Origin of the sequence: Leadbettera azotonutricia ZAS-9 (assembly GCF_000214355.1) — a bacterium.
Lineage (GTDB): Bacteria > Spirochaetota > Spirochaetia > Treponematales > Breznakiellaceae > Leadbettera > Leadbettera azotonutricia.
On sequence record NC_015577.1, the window covers coordinates 3,153,957 to 3,173,642 of the forward strand.

Consider the following 19,686-nt stretch of genomic DNA (forward strand, 5'->3'; position numbering starts at 1 on the left):
TTATTCTATTATAATTACAAATTTAATACAATATTGGGAACAAGGGTAACACTTGATAAGCAATCACTATTCTCTACAATAAAGCTCGACAAAACCCGGAAATTCGGATATATTGCATAGATGCTGGATTTTAAAGATTATGTAGCAGATTGGCCCGATTTCCCCTATCCTAATTTTTCCGCATGGCTTGACGGAATTGCCTCAAAGTACGGGGAAAAAATCGCCATCTATTACCGTTTCGGCGGGCAGAAAGAATTCACCACCTGGTCCTTTACCAGGCTCGCGAGCGAAAGCCGCAGAATCGCCAGGGGCCTCCTGGCGGAAGGGCTTGCCAAGGGCGACAGGGTTGCCCTTTGGGCGGAAAACCGCCCCGAATGGATGGCGGTCTGGCTCGGTGCGGCCATTGCGGGTCTCGTCATAGTTCCCATAGACTTTTTGGCTTCCGAAAACGAATGTGCCAACATCCTCAAAATCACCAGGGCAAAAGCCTTTTTTTACGCTGCCAAAAAGCAAAGCTTTATCGACGGTCTTCCTTCGAGGGACATCTCCATCAAGACCCTGGTAAGCATGGCCCGGGAAGGGAACGACATTTTTTCGTCCTTTGGGGCTTCCGCGGGCGAACAAGCCCTGCCCTCCTCTTCGGACATTGCAGAAAAAGACCCTGTTTCCATAGTCTTCACTTCCGGGACCACAGGTTTCGCAAAAGGCGTAACCCTCTGTCACAAAGGCATCATTTCCAACGCAAGCTCCGCCATACTTTCGCTCAGGGCCTGCCCCCAGGATATATTCATCAATGTGCTCCCCCTGCACCATACCTACCCCACCACCTGTTCTTTCATTGCCCCCCTCACGGCCGGGGCAGGCACTATTATTGTAGAAAAGCTCGTGGGCTCCGTTGTGATAGACGACATACACGACGCGGGCGGCACCTTCCTCATCGCAGTCCCCCTGCTCTACGACAAGGTGATGGCGGCCATCGAAAAGGGCTACAAGGCCCTGCCCGGCATTGTGCAGGGCATACTCAACATTTTCAGGGCAATTTCTCTGGCCCAGGCAAAGCGGGGAAACTTCAATTTCGGCCAGAATTTTTTCAGGTTTATAAGGAAGAAGGCCCGGCTCTCGTCCATCAGGATAATGGTTGCAGGCGGCGGCCCCCTAAGCCCCAAAACTGCGGACTTCTTCGATTCCTTCGGCTTCAACATGGTCCATGGCTATGGCATGAGCGAAAACAGCCCCCTCATCAGCGTGAACACCCCCTGGCACAAAAACAATGTCTCCGTGGGCCTCCCGGTAAAACACACTGAAGTGAAGATCCTCGATCCCGACAAGGAAGGGACCGGCGAAATCGCCGCCCGTTCCTCCTCGATCATGCTGGGCTACTACGACAACCCCGAGGCCACCGCCGAAGTCATCACCAGCGACGGCTGGCTCAAGACCGGCGACTTGGGCTACCGGGATGACAAGGGCTTTATTTATATCAACGGCAGACAGAAAAACCTCATCGTCAGTTCCGGCGGCAAGAACATCTACCCCGAAGAAATTGAAACCCACTTCGCGGATTCCAAAATCACCGCCCAGATACTCGTTGTGGGCCGCAAAGAAAAAGAATACGGCGGCGAGCAGATCTTCGCCGTAGTAGTCCCCAGCTACGAAAACCTTGCCCATGATTATCCGGGCAAAGAAAACGACGAGGCCTTTATCAGGGAACTGGTAAAGAAAGAAATCGAAAAGGTGAATCGCACTCTGGTGGGCTACAAGAAGATAACAGACTTTACCCTGCGCAAGGAACCCTTTGAAATGAACGCCCAGCAGAAGATACGCAGGTTTTTGTACAAAAATTATGAGAATCCCTAAAGCTTCCCAAATCCTTCCGGTGCAGGGCTCGCAAATTCCATAATCTTCCCGTCCTTAGGATGATGAAAGGCGATCTTCTCCGCATGGAGGCAGAGGCGTTTTAAGGGATCTGTCCGGGCGGCATATTTTTTATCCCCCGCCACAGGATGGCCAAGCCAGCTTAAGTGGGCGCGGATCTGGTTGCGCCGCCCGGTTTCAAGTTCAAGGGATAAGAGAGTATAACTTTTGCCCGCTTTAAGGATTTTCCATTTGGTAATGGCAGGCTTGCCGCCTTCCTGCACAATCACCCGGCCTCCCCTGTCCTCGCCCAGAGGAGCATTAATGACGCCCTCGGTTTTTCCACCCTCGCCTGCAAGGCTGCCTTCGGCAAGGGCAATGTAGCGGCGCTCGGCAACCGTTTCGTTCCAGTGCTCCATCATTTTTTTCTTTGCCTGTTCCGACTTGGCGAAGATCATCACGCCGGAAGTTTCACGGTCAAGGCGATGCACCACGGCGGGACGGCGCTTCTCGCCTTTTTTGCGAAGGTATTCGGCCAATATCCAGTAAGCGGTTTTCTGCGTTTCTCCGCCGGAAGCAATGGAGAGCAAGCCTGCGGGTTTATCAACTACGAGAAGATCCCTGTCTTCGTAGACGAGCATGAGACCATGGGGCAGGCGGCGGGAAGGTTCCATTATTTGCGTTTGGCCAAAATAGTTTCTGCGATTTCCGCGAAACCATCGCCGCATTCTTTGGATGCAATATACGTGGGGAGGTTTTTGATGAGCGCGCCGTAACGGCGTACATTGGCAACGCCGCATGCCAGGGGGAAGCGGGCAAACATGGGCTCGTCGTTGGGGGAGTCGCCTGCAAAGACCACCTCGCGATCTCCTGAACCGCTGATCCAGCCGAAACGGCTGGAAAGGAAACGTTCCGCCATACTCAGTTTGTCGTATTTTCCCATCCAGATATTCACATGGATTGACGACACTTTCGCCATTGCCCCTTCTTCGATAGCTATGGCCTTTATCCTTTCTGCAGCGCTCAGGGGCAGGATGGGCTCTTCTTCAGCAAAGTCCAATGCCAAATCGAAGAGCCGGGCGAATTGATCCTTTGCCACCCTGAGATCCGGGAATTCGGCCAAGGCCCTTGCCTTTATTTTTGCAAGCACAGGATGATCATTTCTGACAGCATCGGGGTAAAATTCAGTTTTAAGGGTTTTTGACTCCTCCCAAAAAGCCAGGGCGCCGTTTTCTCCCACTACGCCGTCCGCAGGCCATTCGCGGGCAATGAGATCGCACCACCCTGCGGGCCTGCCTGTAACGGGTATCACTTTTAAGCCTGCTTCCTTAAGCTTCCATAAGGCAGCATAGGATGAGGCAAGCAGCTTCCCCTCCCTGGTGAGGGTATCGTCTATATCCATGAGTATATATTTTATCCCTTCGGCTTCTTCCCGGGTAATTTCTGAAATCAATTTCATTTTATCTTAACCACAGCTTTAATGCAGCCAGTCTCGGGCTTAATCCATTTGGGGAAATTGTCCGGGGCCTCTTCCATCGAAGCGGTATGGGTAACAAAACCTTTTGTGTTAACCCTGCCGCTTTCGATGGCTGCGATAACATTGGCAAAATCTTCTTTCCCGGCGTTTCTGCTTGCCATTAAGGTTATTTCCTTGGCATGCAATACAGGATCGCTAAAAACAATATCGGCCCGTACAAGGCCCACGAAAACTATAGTACCTCCGGCACTGGCATAGCCAAAGGCTTTCATCATCTGGGCTGCATTCCCGGTGGCGTCCATTACCAGGGGAGGGTTTTCCCCGCCTGCAATATCGGCAATTGTTTTTTCAGCATCAGTGTTAAGCGAATTGATGGCATAATCGGCGCCTGCTATCTCCCTGGCATAGGCAAGGCGCTTATCGTTGATGTCCAGCACGATAACTTTGCAGCCCCGTTCCTTAAGGCCGTGGATTACCCCTATGCCTATAGGGCCTGCACCTACCACAAGGGCTGCTTCCCCTGGACGCGGATTGGCCCTGCGCACCCCGTGGAAACCTATAGAAAAACATTCCACCAGGGATATATCCTGGGGGTTCACTTTTCCTGCCGGTATTGCATAACGGGCAGGAACTGTCAGGTATTCCTGCATGCCCCCGTCTATATGCACACCCAAAACCTTGAGGCTGGTACAGCAATTGGTTTTGCCGGCACGGCAGGCTATGCAGCTTCCGCAGTTGAGATAAGGAATAATGGAAACGATGTCCCCTTCCCTAAGGCTCCCCGCTTCTTTTTTTGCGGAATCAGGAATCCCCGCAATTTGCACTGCAAGCTCGTGGCCTACAACCCTTGGATAGGTAAAGAAAGGCTGGGTTCCCTCGTAGGCATGGAGATCGGTACCGCAAACCCCGACTTGCAGTACTTTAAGCAATAGCTCGTCATTTTTTGGTTCCGGCCTGGAGCGATCTTCAATGTTGAATTCGCCGGGCTTGGCCATGACCAATGCTTTCATTTTTCCTTCCTTTCATTTCCATCACAGGATCTGCTCATCTATGGGCCTTCCCGTTGGTACCATGGGGAAGACCTTTTCGTCCTTGTCTATTTTAGCGTCGATGAGGGCTGCCTTGCCAGCGGCAATATCCGCAGAGGCTGCATCCAGGACTTTGAGGAAGGAATCCCTGTCCGTTGCGCGGTAAGCAGAAAGGCCGTAGGCATCGGCGAGTTTTACAAAATCAGGGTGGCCCGGAAGATCTGTTTCTGAATAACGCCCCTCGTAGAAAAAATTTTGCCACTGCCTCACCATTCCCAAGGTGCTATTGTCGAATACCACAATCAGTACCGGAATGCTATAGGTTTTGAGGGTTCCCATTTCGGCGCAGTTCATTCTGAAACAGCCGTCGCCTGTAAAAAGTACCACCGGCCTTTTGGGGTTTGCAACCTTGGCGCCCTCGGCAGCTCCCATGCCAAAGCCCATGGTGCCAAGCCCGCCGGAGCTGAGAAAAGACCGGGGTTTGCGGGCGGGAAAGAATTGGGCCGCCCAAATTTGGTGCTGCCCCACATCGGTAACAGCAATAGTGTCATGCCCAAGTTTCTTTGCAGTTTCTTCAATAACAAAGCGGGGATGGAGAGCGGTCTTCCTTATTCCGTCAGACTGGGCAGCAGCGGTATACGTGGTAGGCATATGGGTCTTCCACTTTTCAATCTCGCCATTCCATTCAGTTGCAACTTTGGACGGAAGTTTATCAAGGATTTTTATCAAGGTTTCTTTCACATCCCCCACCACCGAGGCTGTAGTATCAATATTCTTGTTGATCTCTGCAGCATCAATGTCAAGGTGCAGTATTTTTGCTGTCTTGGCAAACATATCCGCACGGCTTGTAACCCTGTCGGAGAAGCGGGCGCCTATAGCAACAAGAAGGTCGGCTTTTTGAACCGCCTTGTTTGACGCCACCGTTCCATGCATGCCGATAAGTCCTGTGCAGAGTTTGTGATCCCCGGGGATGGCCCCTATACCCATAAGGCTCAGGGCTACAGGCGCATTGAGCCGCTCGGCCAGCTGTGTAAGTTCATCACCAGCACCAGCAATAATCACGCCGCCGCCTGCATAAAGCACAGGCCGCTTGGCTTCTTTTAGCATTTTTGCTGCGTTTTCAATATCTTCATCGGTGTAGGTGAGCCTTTCATTGCGCAGGGCAAGGCGTTTTGCCCTGGCAGAAAACACATCGTCCGGGCCGGCCTTCTTTTTCCTATCCGATTTTTTCCCCGGCGTCCATTCGGCGGTGAGGGCGCTGATGTCTTTGGGAATATCGATAAGCACAGGCCCGGGCCGCCCTGACTGGGCCACGATAAAGGCCTCGCGGATCACTTCTGCAAGTTCGTCAACCTTTTTGACAATCCAGTTATGCTTCACCACAGGCATGGAAATACCCGCGATGTCAACTTCCTGAAAACTGTCCTTGCCCAAAAGGCCAGTGGATACGTTCCCGGTGATGGCAACAAGGGGGACAGAATCCATGCCGGCGGTAGCAATGCCGGTGATAAGGTTAGTGGCACCGGGGCCTGAGGTAGCAATGCACACGCCAACCTTCCCGGTGGATCGGGCATAGCCATCGGCGGCGTGGGCAGCGTGCTGTTCGTGGCTCACCAGTATATGCCTGATCCTATCCCTCTGTTTGTAGAGTTCATCATAAATAAACAAAACAGCGCCGCCGGGATAACCGAAAACGGTATCCACACCCTGCTCTATCAGTCCTTCTATCAAGATGCGAGATCCTGAATACTGCATATTAACTCCTAAAAACGGCTCCGCTTGCGGCAGAGCTCACTTGTCTGGCGTAACGGGCCAGATACCCCGAGGTCACCTTTGGGGGCAAGGGCTTCCAACCCTGCCTGCGGGCCGCTATTTCTTCCTCGCTCAATTTAACACTAATACTGCGGGCGTCTATATCTATCGAGATAATATCCCCCTCCTTGAGAAGGCCAATAACGCCCCCTTCAGCAGCTTCGGGAGATACATGGCCTATGCAAGCCCCCTTGGTAGCCCCTGAAAACCGGCCATCCGTGATGAGGGCTACTTTGTCGTCCATGCCCATGCCTGCCAGAGCGGCAGTAGGGCCCAGCATCTCCTGCATTCCGGGTCCGCCCTTGGGGCCTTCGTAACGTATTACTACTACATCCCCGGCCTTGATTTTATTTCCCATTGTGGCATTAAAAGCCGTTTCCTCAGAATCAAAAACCCTTGCAGGGCCTTCGTGCTTGAGCATATTGGGAGCAACAGCGCTGCGCTTAACCACGCAGCCGTCGGGCGCAAGATTTCCCCTGAGACATGCAATGCCCCCTGTATTGGACCAGGGGTTTTCTATGGGGCGGATAATATCAGTATTTCTATTCACCGCAGTACGTATCACGTCCCCAATGTTGCCGTAGACTGTCTGGGCCTTTAAGTCAATCAGGGATTTCTTTGCAAGCTCTTTAAGCACTGCGGGAATTCCTCCTGCAGCGTGGAGATCTTCAATGGCTGCTGTGCCCGCAGGGGCAAGACGGCAGAGATTGGGAGTAACGGCACTCACTTTATTGAGGAGCTCCAGATCCAATTTGAAATCAACTTCGTTGGCTATGGCAGGAAGATGAAGGGCGGTATTTGTGGAACAGCCCAGGGCCATGTCCAGGGCAAGGGCGTTCATAAAAGCCCCCTCGGTAAGAATGGCTTTGGGGCGTATGTCCTTGCGGAGAACTTCAAGGGCCAGCATGCCTGTCTTTTTGGCAAGCCTTAAGCGTTCAGCCATAACCGCAGGAATAGTACCATTGCCGGGAAGGGCAAGGCCAAGGGCTTCGGTAACACAATTCATGGAATTGGCAGTAAACATGCCCGAACATGAACCGCAGCCCGGACAGGCAATGTCTTCCAGATCACTGAGTTCAGCTTCGCTCATTTTTCCGGCCCCAACAGCTCCGACCGCTTCGAACATGGTAGTAAGGGTGAGGGGCTTTCCATCTTTGCGGCCTGCCAGCATGGGTCCGCCGGAAATAAAGACAGAAGGCAGGTTGAGCCTGGCTGCCGCCATGATCATACCGGGCACTATCTTGTCGCAGTTGGGAATGAAAATCACGGCGTCAAAACGATGAGCTGTAACCATGCATTCGATAGAATCGGCAATGAGTTCCCTCGTGGGAAGTGAGTAACGCATGCCTTCGTGGCCCATGGCGATTCCGTCGCATACCCCGATTACCGGGAAGATCATAGGGACGCCCCCTGCCATGCGTACCCCGTCGGCGGCAGCTTTGGCGATTGTGTCCAGATGCAGATGCCCCGGTACAATTTCGCTTTTGGCTGTTGCTATGCCGATGAGGGGCTTGTTGAATTCCTCGTCAATAAAGCCCAGGGCTTTAAAGAGAGACCGGTGGGGGGCGCGGGCTATGCCCTTGTTAACAGAATCACTGCGCATTTTATTCCTCCAGTGCTTTACGTACAGCGGCTCCCATTTCTTTGGTGCCTACAACTTTTTCATTTGCTCCGCCTGAACTGCGGTTTACAATATCTTTGGTTCGAAGGCCGTCGTCTAAAACCTTGTTGACAGCCCTTTCAATGTCTTTGGCCTCCTTTTCAAGGCCGAAGGAATATCTCAGCATCATTGCCGCTGAAAGTATCATTGCCAGAGGGTTCGCAATATCCTGGTCTGCAATGTCGGGAGCTGAACCGTGAATGGGTTCGTACATGCCCATGGGCCTGCCGTTTTTTGCAAGAGGATCTGCGGGGCTGCCAAGGCTGGCTGAAGGCAGCATGCCGATAGATCCCGTGAGCACCGAGGCTTCGTCGGAGAGTATGTCCCCAAAAAGATTGGAAGTAACAATCACGTCGAACTGGCCCGGCGCCCTTATGAGCTGCATGGCGGCATTGTCCACATAGAGATAGCTGGTTTCGATATCCGGGTAATCTTTGGAAACCACCGCAGCCACCTCGCGCCAGTACCTCGAGGATTCAAGCACATTGGCCTTGTCAACAATGCAAAGCTTATGGCGGCGCACTTTTGCTGCGTCGTAGCCGGCCCTGAGAACCCGCTCAATTTCTGTCCAGGAATAAGTTTCGGTGTCAAAGGCGGCCCCAGGACTGTGACCGCCGGAAGCTTCGTCAATTCTGCCCCGCTTTCCGAAATAGAGGCCCCCGGTTAGCTCCCTTACTATGAGCAGATCGAAGCTGGCCTTGCCCTCGGGATTGCTTGCGGCCAATACCTCGTCCTTGATGGGGCAGGCTTGCCTAAGCTGGGGCAGCAATGCCGCAGGACGCAGATTTGCAAACACCCCAAGGCCCGCTCGTAAGCCCAGCAAGGCTCGCTCGGGGCGGAGATGTCCGGGAAGTGTATCCCACTTGGGGCCGCCTACCGCAGCCAGAAGCAGGGCATCGCATTGCTGCGCCGCTTCCAGGGTATCTGCGGGCAGAGGTTCGCCTGTGGAATCAATGGCTTTGCCCCCGGCTTCAAGTTCCACATAGTTAAAAACATGATCGTATTTGTCCCCAATTGCATCAAGGATCTCCGTGGCATGCACCATCACCTCGGGGCCAATGCCGTCACCTGGTACTAACGCTACTTGATAGCTCATCATCTTTTCCTTTATAAGTATGTTTTAAACCGGCGCTCTATGTCGCCGATAAGTTTATATTCGATAGAATCCACCAGGGCCGCGCGGCTTGCCTCGATAATATCTTCCGATACGCCAACTGTAGTCCAATCCTGGATGCCGTCAGTCGACTGGATCAAAACACGCACTTTTGCTGCTGTTGCGGCGTTGCCGTCAATCACGCGGACTTTATAGTCCGAGAGGCGGACCTTTTCCAGTTCGGGGTAAAAATGCTTGAGAGCCCTCCGCAAAGCGCCGTCAAGGGCGTTCACCGGGCCAGCCCCTTCGGCGGCGGCAATCTCGTGCTGCCCGTCCACCAGAACCTTGACCCAGGCGTGGGAACAGGCGATGGTTTCGCCGGTGGGGTGTTCGCTCACTACCCTGTAAGCCTCGATACCGAAAAGCGGCTTATACCGGCCCAATTCACGGCGGACCAGAAGATCAAAACTGCCGTCGGCGCCCTCGAACTGCCAGCCCTGGGCTTCCAGGTTTTTCAGCTTTGAAGCCAAGGCAGCGGTAACAGGGTGATCTTTTGTAATAGCCGGATCTATCTTCTTTGCCCTTTCGGCAATTGCGGATCTCCCCCCGACTTCGCTCATAAGAAAATGGCGGTCGTTCCCCACCAGGGAAGGATCAACATGCTCAAAGGAACGGCGCACTTTTAGTATGCCGTCGGCATGCATGCCCGCTTTATGGGCAAAGGCATGGGCACCGACATAGGGCAGGTTGTCGGGCACTGCCACATTGGCTATCTCCGCCACCTTGCGGGTAAGATCGGAAATGCGTTCCAGCTTGCCTTCGGGGAGGCATTGGAAACCAAGCTTGATTTCCAGACTGGGTATCACCGCCGCGAGGCTGGTATTGCCGCAGCGTTCGCCGAAACCCACGAGAGTTCCCTGAACATGACGGCAGCCTGCGCGAACCGCAGCAATAGTGTTGGAGATTGACATACCGGCGTCATCGTGGGTATGTATACCCACAATCACATCTTTACTGCCAACTAATTCCATTACTGCATTTACCCCATCAGCAATAGTATCAGGAAAAGCGCCGCCGTTGGTATCGCAGAGCACTATACGGCTTGCCCCTGCGTCAATGACAGCTTTAATTGTAGAGAGCGCATAATCGCGATTAGCAGTAAAACCATCAAAGAAATGTTCCGCATCGTAGATCACGACCCTGCCCTTCCCATTAAGAAAGGCAGCGGTCTCGGCAATCATGGCGGTATTTTCTTCAAGGCTCACTTTTAGTACTTCTGTCACATGGAGATCCCAGCTCTTGCCGAAAATCACCACTGCGCTGGTTTCAGCCTGGAGGAGGCTTAAGACCTGGGCATCCTCCTCTGGTTTAAGGCCCTTTTTGCGGGTAGGGCCAAAAGCGCAGAGTTTGGCGTTTTCAAGCTTGAGGGAAGACGCGAGGCGGAAAAATTCCATATCCTTGGGATTGCTCCCCGGATTCCCCGCCTCTATCCACGACACCCCCAGCTCGTCAAGGGCTTTGACCACCGCGAGTTTGTCCTGCACAGAAAAGGTAATTCCTTCGCCCTGGGCGCCGTCCCTCAGGGTTGTGTCCAGGATCTCCACATGGTTATTCAAAATCTACTCCTGCGGCCTTTTGGCTGATGCTGCTAACTCCCATTCCATGGCGTTAATGGCCGATATATAAGCCTTTATCGACGATTCCACCACGTCCGTGGAAACACCCCGCCCGTTATAGCGCCTGCCGTCCCAGCATATCTTCACCATGGTCTCGCCCTGGGACGAAGAACCCCCGGTGATGGCGCCTATCTCGTACAGCTCCAGTTCAGGGTCTTTCCCCACAATGTGGTTGATAGCCTTAAAGATGGAATCAATAGGCCCGTCTCCCATGGAGACCTCTTTCTGGGCAGGGCCGTCCTTGTGCTGAAGCCTGATGGTTCCTGATGCGCCGAGAGCAGAACCGGTATTCACCACCCAGTGATCAAGCTTCCATGTTTCGGGAACCGAAGCCGAAGCGCCCATCACCAAAGCTTCGATATCCCTGTCGCTGACGACCTTTTTCTTGTCCGCCAGATTTTTAAAATCCCCAAAGACTGTTTCAAGTGTTTTACTGTCAACGCTCAAGCCCAGATCCTTCAGGCGATCCTCAAAGGCATGCTTGCCGGAATGCTTCCCCAAGACCATGCGGTTTTTGGGAATGCCGATGGATTCGGGGGTCATGATTTCGTAGGTGGCGCGGTTAGCCAAAACCCCGTGCTGGTGTATGCCTGCTTCATGGGCAAAGGCATTGTCCCCCACGATGGCCTTGTTCGGCTGAACCTTGACGCCTGTAACCTGCGAAACAAGCCGGCTTGCGGTGTATATCTGGGTAGTATCAATTTTAGTGTCCACATCCAGCATATCTTTCCTGACCCTCAGGGCCATGACGATTTCTTCGAGGGAGGCATTGCCCGCCCGCTCGCCGATGCCGTTAACCGTGCACTCGGCCTGCTCCGCGCCATTGACAACCGCAGCAATACTGTTAGCCACAGCAAGCCCCAGGTCGTTATGGCAATGCACCGAAAGCTTCGCCTTCCCCATACCCGGAGTATGCTCTTTGATGTACTTGATACGGGCGCCGAATTCATCGGGCAGGGCATAGCCCACAGTATCAGGGAAATTCACCGTCGTTGCCCCTGCTTCGATTACCGCTCCGAAGACCTTGCAGACAAAATCGGGATCGCTCCTGAAAGCGTCCTCGGCGGAAAACTCCACATCAGAGCAAAACTTTTTGGCGTACTTTACCGAAGCTATTGCCTGGGCCAAAACCTGATCGGCTGTCATCTTGAGTTTGTATTCCATGTGTATAGGGCTTGTGGCAAGGAACACATGAACACGGGGACTAACGGCATTACCGAGGGCTTCCCTCGCAGCATCAATGTCTTTTTCAAGACAGCGGCAAAGGCCCGCCACGGTGCTGTTTTTGATAATCCCCGCAATGGTCTTTACCGCCTCAAGATCTCCGGGACTTGAAGCAGGAAAACCCGCTTCCATCACATCCACCCCAAGAAGTTCCAGACGCTTTGCGACTTCCAGCTTTTCCTGCAGGTTCATGGAGCAGCCCGGCGACTGTTCCCCGTCTCTCAATGTTGTGTCAAATATTGTTACTGTACGGCCCATAACGGCCTCCTTCCATAATTAAGCTAAACCGAGGGTTTAGCCAGCCACGACATCATGGATCGCAGCTCTTTTCCCACCTTCTCGATGGGGTGCTGGGCCTCAATAGCCCGCATACGGTTAAAGTTGGGGCGGTTCACCTGATTCTCAAGTATCCACTCCCTGGCGAATTTGCCGTTCTGAATTTCCTTCAGCACCTGGCGCATCGCATTTTTGGTATCTTCGGTAATAATCTTGGGCCCCGTGATGTAGTCCCCGTATTCCGCAGTATCCGAAATGGAATAGCGCATGTAGGAGAGGCCGCCCCGGTTCACAAGGTCGATGATTAGCTTCATCTCGTGCATCACTTCAAAGTAGGCGCTCTCGGGCTGGTAGCCCGCTTCGGTAAGCACTTCGTAGCCGCACTTCATCAGGGCGGAAACACCGCCGCAGAGCACAGCCTGTTCGCCGAACAGGTCGGTCTCGGTCTCTTCCTTAAAGGTGGTCTCAAGCACGCCGGCCCTGGCCCCGCCAATGGCCGCAGCATAGGCCAGGCCAAGCCGCTTCGCATTGCCGCTTGCATCCTGATGCACCGCGATAAGGCAGGGCACGCCGCCGCCGCCCTGGTACTGCTCGCGCACCGTGTGGCCCGGCCCTTTGGGGGCAATCATCACCACGTTGATATCCGCAGGAGGGGTAATCTGCCCAAAGTGGATATTGAAGCCATGGGCAAAGGCCAGAGTCTTGCCAGGCTTGAGGGCGGGCTTGATGGATTCCTGATAGAGCTTTGCCTGCTTCTCATCGTTGATGAGGATCATGATGAAGTCCGCAGCTTCCGCAGCTTCCCTGGCGACCTTCACTTCAAAGCCCGCTTCTTCGGCGCGCTTCCATGATTTGGAGCCTTCGTAGAGACCCACGATCACCTTCATTCCCGATTCCTTCGCGTTCAGCGCATGGGCATGGCCCTGGGAACCGTAACCGATCACTGCAATGGTTTTGCCTTTTAGGGCCCCTAGGTCGCAATCTTTTTCGTAGTACATAACTGCCATAAATAACCTCCTTGGCATGTTTATTCACCCCTTAAAAGTTTTCTTTTAAAGAAGGGTGAGAAGCCGGTTATTGTCTTTTAGGCTGCTTTGCCGAACCAGGTTCCGCAAGCCGCCGTACAATACCGGTTAGTTGCTAATGCTTAGTACGGGTACAGGAAGGGAGGGTACGGTTAGTACCTCGGGGCCGCGCTCAAGGGCTACAAGACCCGTGCGGGCAAGTTCAAGCACGCCGTAAGGGCGCAGGAGAAGGAGGAGGCCGTCGAGCTTTTCTATATCCCCTGTGGCCTCGACAGTAATGGTAGAAGGGGAAACATCGACAACGCGGGAACGGAAAATGCCCGCTATCTGGATAACCGCGGGCCTGGTCTTTTCGTCTGCGCTGACCTTGATGAGGATGATCTCCCGGCGCAGGCACAGGGACGACTCCAGCTCACGCACAGCGATGACGTCAACGAGTTTGCTAAGCTGTTTTATGATCTGTTCCAGCACCCCATCATCCCCTGAAACTGCAATGGTCATCCGGGAGACTGAAGCGTCTTGAGTCTCCCCGACGGTCAGGCTGTCAATATTGAAGCCCCGGCGGCTGAAGAGCCCGGATACCCGGCTGAGTGTCCCCGCCCGGTTTTCCACCAGCGCCGACACCACATGCTGCTTCATTACCACCTCCCATTATAATAGTATTCTCCCATTATATACCATAGGCAGAAAACTTATGCAAGGCCTTTTCTTAACAAATACTGTTTTTTATGCAGTATAGTTAAATATGCCTTTGAACATATTATCTCCCCAATACCACGGGTGTCGATTTGTACCCTATGCCCATGCGGTCAATCCCCAGGTTAATAAGCTCAAAGAATTGAGCCTGGGTACGGATGCCGCCGGAGCCTTTTACCTTGCAGCGATTTCCTGCGGCCTCAATCATCACCTTGACAACTTCCGGCGTCGCCCCTTTGGACTCCCCGCCGATGTAAAAACCGGTGGAGGTTTTTACAAAGTCGGCCTTCGCGATACAGGCCACATCGGTCGCCTTGGCAACTTCGTCAAGGGTCAGGGCATCGGTTTCAAAGATCACTTTTAGAAGGGCATGATATTGATGGCAAAGATCCGCAAGACCCTTGATTTCCGCACCCACCTTATCCCAGAGGCCGCTCCGTATCCACCCGTAATTGGCAACCACGTCCAGATCCTGGATGCCCCCGCCCCGGAGGATAATTTCGGCCTGGGCAATCTTTGATTCGGTTGAACCCAGCCCAAAGGGAAAGTCGCATACCGCGCAAATTCCCGTATCCGTGGAGGCGCAAAGCTCCCGGGCAATGCCGATGGAGGCAGGGTTGATGCAGACCGTTTTGCATTTGAAGTCTATCCCTTCCTGGATGTAGCGGCGGATTTCAGCCTGGGTAAACTCGGGCTTCAGGACGGATTGATCGATGTATGACGCCAGTTCCGCACTGGTCATATCTTCGGCTTTCTTATTCGGAATCATTTAATACCTCCCTAAAGCATCGCCCTATAAGCCCCAAGAAAATGGAAATCTTTTGTTTTTCCCTTAAGCTCGGCTATAGCCTTGTCAAAGTCGCCCTCCCCTTCGGGGATGCTCACGTCCACGTAAAAGAGATACTCCCAGGGCTTGCCCTGTATGGGGCGGGATTCGAGCTTGGAAAGGTTGATGCCCTTTTCGCTTAAAATTTGAAGGCAGGCAAAAAGGCTGCCCGGCTCGTCGGGAACCGAGAACACGAGGCTCGCCTTATTGGGCTTGCCCGAACCCAGGCTGGGGGGCACCGGAGCTTTATCGCCCTGCCTGAGGGCCATGATGACAAAGCGGGTATAATTGAGGGGATTGGTCTCGATGCCTTCCCGCAGAATCTTAAGCCCGTGGGCTTTTGCCGCGGCCTCCCCCGCAATGGCGGCAACCTTGACCGCGCCTTCCCGGGCAATGGACGCAACGGCTGTGGCTGTGGTCGTTGCGGGCTCAAGGATCCAATCGGGGTGCTTGTCAAGGAATTCCTTGCACTGGGCAAAACCCTGGGGATGGCTGCGGACTATGCGTATGCTTTCAATGCTGGCCCTTTCGTCCGCGATAAGGCAATGGACTATGCGGAGCTTGAGCTCCCCCACTATGGCAATATCAGGGTAACGCAGGAAAAGATCGTAGTTCTCGTGGATAGATCCGGTCTGGCTGTTTTCTACCGGCACCACGCCGGCAGAAGCGGAGCCGTCCAAAACCGCGTCAAAGAGCCCGGTAAAGGAAGACGCCTGAAGCCGTGGAGATTCCTCGCCAAAGATGCGCATCAGGGCCTGCTCGGCGTAAGCACCGCTTTCCCCGCAGAAGGCAACGGGCAGTTCCCGGGGAACTCCCTGCTGCTCCGGGGTTTTGCCATTCCCTTCGGGAACCGCCTTTGAAATGTCCGTACCGGCGCTTGCCGCCCCGTGATGGGGCTTCGGGGTGCGGAGCAGTTCTTTCCCTACCACCGGGGCAAGGGCCTCGATATCCCGCATGAGCTTTTCAAACTGTTCGGGATAAAGGGACTGGGGCCCGTCGGAAAGGGCTTCGTCCGGACGGGGGTGGACTTCCACGGTAAGACCATCGGCCCCTGCAGCAATGGCGGCAAGGGCGGCGGAACTCACCTTGGCCCTGATGCCCACAGCGTGGCTGGGATCGACGATCACCGGCAGATGGCAAAGGCCCTTCACCACGGGAATCGCCGAAATGTCCAGGGTGTTGCGGGTGTAGGTTTCAAAAGTGCGGATGCCCCGCTCGCAAAGCACCACGTCCTTGGTTCCCGAAGCCAGAAGGTACTCAGCCGCCATGAGCCATTCTTCGATGGTCGCCGAAGGCCCCCGCTTCAGCAAGACAGGCTTGCCCAGGGAGCCGACTTTTTTAAGCAGCTCAAAATTCTGCATGTTCCGTGCGCCTATCTGGAACATGTCGGTCAAATCCTTCATCTGCACGGCAAGCTCGGGGGACACCACTTCGGTAACAATGGGCATGCCGTTGGCCTCGCCTGCGGCCTTCATGAATTCAAGGCCCTGCATGCCAAGCCCCTGGAAGGCGTAAGGACTCGTGCGGGGTTTATACGCCCCGCCCCTGAGCAGCACAGCCCCCGATTCCCTCACCATGGCGGCAGTCTCCATGATCTGATCCTTGCTCTCCACCGCGCAGGGCCCCGCAATGACCGTGATACGGGAGCCGCCGATTTTGACGATGGGACAGGAAGGCCCGGCGCTCACCGAGACTATGGAATCCTCCGCCTTGGTTTCCCGTGAAGCAAGCTCGTATGGCTTGGAAGTGGCAGCCACCCGCTCCACACCGGGGAGGAGGGAAAGCTCCCGTATATCCACCACACCCTTGCCGACCGCCCCGATAATGGCGTCATCGCCCAGGCTCTGTTCGCGGGTGCTGAAGCCCCTGTCTTTGAGAAATATGCGCACTATCTCCTTGTCATGGGAAGTAACGTCTTTGGATAAAACTACAATCATGATGAGCATAATACAGAGGAATGGCAAGTTTTACAAGAATAATATAGAATAAAGCATCATGAAAGATTTAGCCCTCATCAGAGCAAAGAAAGCCTTTATCATTGATATGGACGGAGTCATCTACCACGGGAACAGTGTCCTCAAAGGCGCAGGCGAATTCGTGGAATGGCTTGAAAAGAGCGGCAAGGCCTATCTCTTTCTTACGAATTCCAGCGAACGCTCCCCCCTGGAGCTTTCCCAGAAGCTCGACCGCCTTGGCATATCCGTCGAGCCCGAGCATTTCTACACCAGCGCCCTTGCCACCGCCGGCTTTCTGGCCTCCCAGCGTCCCGGCGGTTCGGTCTTTGTCATCGGCGAGCCGGGCCTCATCCAGGCCCTCTACGACGTTGGCTTTACCATGAACAACGTGAACCCCGACTACGTGGTGGTGGGCGAAGGCAGGGGCTACAGCCTCGAAGCCATCGAACGCGCCGTCCGCCTCGTGCTCGGCGGCGCCCGCCTCATCGGCACCAACCCGGACATCACCGGCCCCACCGAAGCCGGCATAGTCCCCGCCTGCGGTTCCCTCGTCGCCCCCATCGAAATGTCCACGGGCATCAAAGCCTATTTCGTCGGCAAGCCCAACCCCCTCATGATGCGCCAGGGCCTCCGCCGCCTCAACGCCCGCCGCGAGGACACCGTCATCATAGGCGACCGCATGGACACCGACATCGTAGCCGGAGTGGAATCAGAAATCGAAACAGTGCTGGTACTGTCGGGGGTAACTACCCTCGAGGAGATCCCCTCCTTCCCGTACCAGCCAAGGCACATTCTGGAAGGGGTCTTTGAGATAGCGGAATAGGGGAGATTTCCATGCATTTGCCCGGCTCAAACTCCGGGCAGCCCTATTCTTGATTACTTCTTCTGCTTCTTCGACTACGGAATAATCGCCTGGAAAATCGAGCCCCATGGCCCTGCTTCGCCCTTGGAGTTTTCGGCACGGATGCAGAAGTACACCGTTTTGCCCCGGTCTTCCGCAGAGAACTCGAAGCGTTCCTTTTTGTGGCGGGTGAACTTTTCGTGGGGGAGCGCCTCGCCTGCCAATGGGGCATTGGGCATGATCCCGTAGTGGATGCTGTACCCGCTAATGACTCTGGGAGTGTCCTGGGGAACATCGTCCGCGGACTGGATGCGGAATTCCACCCCGCCCATGCTGAGCCTGGTTGGAACCCCGGTGAACTTGCCCTTGGGGACCCCTTTGGGCGAACGGACCGTGTCCTTCGGCTTCAGGCCCAGGGAGACACGATCCGCGTCAGTGAGAGGGGGCATAAAAAAATACCGCTCCTTGATGAACCGCATCTTTCCTACCAATGCCTCAAACGCCGCCTTGCATTTGGCAGTGTTTACCGGCCCTCGCCCTTCCCCGGTCGCTGCATCCAGGGCTTTAGCGGACGCCGAAACCAGGCTGTTCAAACCTGTCAATTCTGCGGCAGGGATACTCCAGGCTTTGGCATTGCTGCTTAAAACTGTTGACCATGTTCTGGCCATTTCCAATTGACCTTCCCTTGTACCGGGAAGCCATTTACTGCTGTACGGCATAAAATGCCTCCTTGCAAATTATTTGTTTGGGCGGCAGTACTGACCGCCCACATATAGAAGATACTAAATTAAAAATAAAAGGCAATAGTTTTAGTCAAGAATTTTCAAGAATTTCAACTTTTTTTGATGGAAATGGCCTGATAACTTTCAAATGTAATTGATTTATTTATCAAATATAATTTGCTGTTGACATGATATGCTTTGAATCCCATCGGATTTATTCTGTATCCGATCGGATTTACTTTGTATCTGATCGGATCTATTTTGAATCCGATCAGATATGCTTTAAATCTCGTCGGAAATGCTTTGAAACTTATCAGATTTACTTTGTATCTGATCGGAAATGCTTTAAATCCCATGAGATTTGCTTTGGAATCGATCAATTCTATCTTGTTTCTGAGCAGAAATGCTTTGGTTCTGACAAGAATCAGCCTGTTTTTGCTGATACGGAAAGCCGCGTATCTTCGTAAAATGTGCCAATCATTTATAAACTTCCCCTGTCTTCGCCGCCGCTCTCCGCAGCCTGTCATTGATCGCCGCGCCCAGCCCTTCCATGGGCGTTTCCTCGGCGTGTATCACGTCAAGCCCAAGGCTGTCCAGTTCATGAAGCATGTCGAACAAATTGGCCGCAGCCTCGATCAGATTCCCGGTCTTTGAAAGCACACGCGTTTTTTCGGTCGCACTTTTACTGCTAATTCCCGAATCGGGTGTTTTGAAATACAGTCTTCCCTCATTCTGTCCTGCGGGCAATTCATCAAGCCCTCCAAGAGGATGAAGCACCAGCGGAGTACGCGGGGCGTAATGGCTTTTGAGCTGTCCGGGAGACAATACATTCGCGGAAAGATTCGCCCCTGACGGCGCCGCCTCTGCTGCGGGATTCGCCCCCGTCTCCACATGCCCTATAACGGCCTCGATGCTCTCGCGCGAACACCCGCCGGGGCGAAGTATGCGGGCAGGAAGAGCCGTAATATCCAGCACTGTGGATTCCACCCCCACAGAAGTCTTCCCCCCGTCAATAATGAAGTCAACCTCGCCGCCAAGCTGATCCCGCACATGTTCAGCCCTGGTGGGCGAAAGGCAGCCAAAGGGGTTGGCGCTGGGTGCCGCTACTGCGCCTGTGGAAAGGCGTATGAGCTTTTGCGCAACAGGATGATTGGGAAAGCGTATTGCCGCGGTGGGGAGGCCGCTGGTGGCCAGGCCGGGCACTTCGAGGCGTTTAGGAAGTATCAGGGTGAGGGGGCCAGGCCAGAGTTTTTCGCAGAGCAGGTCCAGCTTGTTTCTTATGGAAGGGTCAAGCAGTTCAAGATCCGCTATGCGATCCAGATCGTTGATACCGGCGATGTGAATGATGAGAGGATCGAAGCGGGGGCGCTTTTTGGCCTCGAAGATACGGGCAAGAGCGTTGGTATTGAAGGCATCGCCGCCAAGGCCGTAAACAGTCTCTGTGGGGAAGGCAACAAGGCGGCCCTCTTTAAGGGCGGATGCGGCCAGGGATATATCGGCATCAGAGGAGGAAAGGAGCCTCAC

At 54.0% G+C, this 19,686-nt stretch carries 16 protein-coding genes; 2 read left to right on the forward strand and 14 right to left on the reverse strand.

Annotation, left to right across the window (positions count from 1 at the left end; translation table 11 throughout):
• The first annotated feature begins 120 nt into the window (after positions 1-120).
• A complete protein-coding gene (locus TREAZ_RS13875; protein WP_015712515.1) occupies positions 121-1,854 on the forward strand; it encodes an AMP-binding protein in 1,734 nt (577 codons plus the stop codon).
• Here TREAZ_RS13875 and TREAZ_RS13880 read toward each other — a convergent pair.
• The 12 genes from TREAZ_RS13880 to aroF form a co-directional block, all read right to left on the reverse strand.
• On the reverse strand, positions 1,851-2,525 hold the full coding sequence (locus TREAZ_RS13880) for an RluA family pseudouridine synthase (RefSeq protein WP_015712516.1): 675 nt from the start codon (positions 2,523-2,525) through the stop codon (positions 1,851-1,853). The two genes, TREAZ_RS13875 and TREAZ_RS13880, sit on opposite strands and share 4 nt — an antisense overlap.
• Entirely contained in the window at positions 2,525-3,310 is a 786-nt protein-coding gene (locus TREAZ_RS13885) for an HAD-IIB family hydrolase (RefSeq protein WP_015712517.1), read from the reverse strand. Before TREAZ_RS13885 ends, TREAZ_RS13880 begins: the two co-directional genes overlap by 1 nt.
• A complete protein-coding gene (locus tag TREAZ_RS13890; protein WP_015712518.1) occupies positions 3,307-4,338 on the reverse strand; it encodes a zinc-binding alcohol dehydrogenase family protein in 1,032 nt (343 codons plus the stop codon). The genes TREAZ_RS13885 and TREAZ_RS13890 overlap by 4 nt, the downstream gene beginning before the upstream one ends.
• 21 nt (positions 4,339-4,359) lie before the next feature.
• Positions 4,360-6,111: a biosynthetic-type acetolactate synthase large subunit gene (ilvB, locus tag TREAZ_RS13895; RefSeq protein WP_015712519.1), complete on the reverse strand. Its 1,752-nt coding sequence runs from the start codon at positions 6,109-6,111 to the stop codon at positions 4,360-4,362.
• Between the two features lies 1 nt (position 6,112).
• Positions 6,113-7,771: a dihydroxy-acid dehydratase gene (ilvD, locus tag TREAZ_RS13900; RefSeq protein WP_015712520.1), complete on the reverse strand. Its 1,659-nt coding sequence runs from the start codon at positions 7,769-7,771 to the stop codon at positions 6,113-6,115.
• A 1-nt stretch (position 7,772) separates the two neighbouring features.
• On the reverse strand, positions 7,773-8,924 hold the full coding sequence (gene leuB / locus TREAZ_RS13905) for a 3-isopropylmalate dehydrogenase (protein WP_015712521.1): 1,152 nt from the start codon (positions 8,922-8,924) through the stop codon (positions 7,773-7,775).
• An 11-nt stretch (positions 8,925-8,935) separates the two neighbouring features.
• Positions 8,936-10,537: a citramalate synthase gene (gene cimA / locus TREAZ_RS13910; protein ID WP_015712522.1), complete on the reverse strand. Its 1,602-nt coding sequence runs from the start codon at positions 10,535-10,537 to the stop codon at positions 8,936-8,938.
• 3 nt (positions 10,538-10,540) lie between these two features.
• Positions 10,541-12,079, reverse strand: coding sequence for a 2-isopropylmalate synthase (locus tag TREAZ_RS13915; protein ID WP_015712523.1), 1,539 nt, complete (start codon positions 12,077-12,079; stop codon positions 10,541-10,543).
• 23 nt (positions 12,080-12,102) lie between these two features.
• Positions 12,103-13,104, reverse strand: a complete 1,002-nt coding sequence (gene ilvC, locus TREAZ_RS13920) for a ketol-acid reductoisomerase (protein WP_015712524.1) — start codon at positions 13,102-13,104, stop codon at positions 12,103-12,105.
• 126 nt (positions 13,105-13,230) lie between these two features.
• Positions 13,231-13,761, reverse strand: coding sequence for an acetolactate synthase small subunit (gene ilvN / locus TREAZ_RS13925; RefSeq protein WP_015712525.1), 531 nt, complete (start codon positions 13,759-13,761; stop codon positions 13,231-13,233).
• A 121-nt stretch (positions 13,762-13,882) separates the two neighbouring features.
• A complete protein-coding gene (gene deoC, locus TREAZ_RS13930) occupies positions 13,883-14,587 on the reverse strand; it encodes a deoxyribose-phosphate aldolase (protein WP_015712526.1) in 705 nt (234 codons plus the stop codon).
• Positions 14,588-14,598: 11 nt separating this feature from the next.
• Positions 14,599-16,581, reverse strand: a complete 1,983-nt coding sequence (gene aroF / locus TREAZ_RS13935; protein WP_043923542.1) for a 3-deoxy-7-phosphoheptulonate synthase — start codon at positions 16,579-16,581, stop codon at positions 14,599-14,601.
• 58 nt (positions 16,582-16,639) lie between these two features.
• On the opposite strand from aroF, the gene TREAZ_RS13940 reads away from it, so the two are divergent.
• Positions 16,640-17,422: an HAD-IIA family hydrolase gene (locus TREAZ_RS13940; protein WP_015712528.1), complete on the forward strand. Its 783-nt coding sequence runs from the start codon at positions 16,640-16,642 to the stop codon at positions 17,420-17,422.
• Between the two features lie 74 nt (positions 17,423-17,496).
• Here the strand turns inward: TREAZ_RS13940 and TREAZ_RS17520 are convergent, their stop codons facing one another.
• Both TREAZ_RS17520 and TREAZ_RS13960 read right to left on the reverse strand, forming a co-directional pair.
• Entirely contained in the window at positions 17,497-18,159 is a 663-nt protein-coding gene (locus tag TREAZ_RS17520; protein ID WP_015712529.1) for a hypothetical protein, read from the reverse strand.
• A 480-nt stretch (positions 18,160-18,639) separates the two neighbouring features.
• A complete protein-coding gene (locus TREAZ_RS13960; RefSeq protein WP_015712531.1) occupies positions 18,640-19,686 on the reverse strand; it encodes an L-threonylcarbamoyladenylate synthase in 1,047 nt (348 codons plus the stop codon).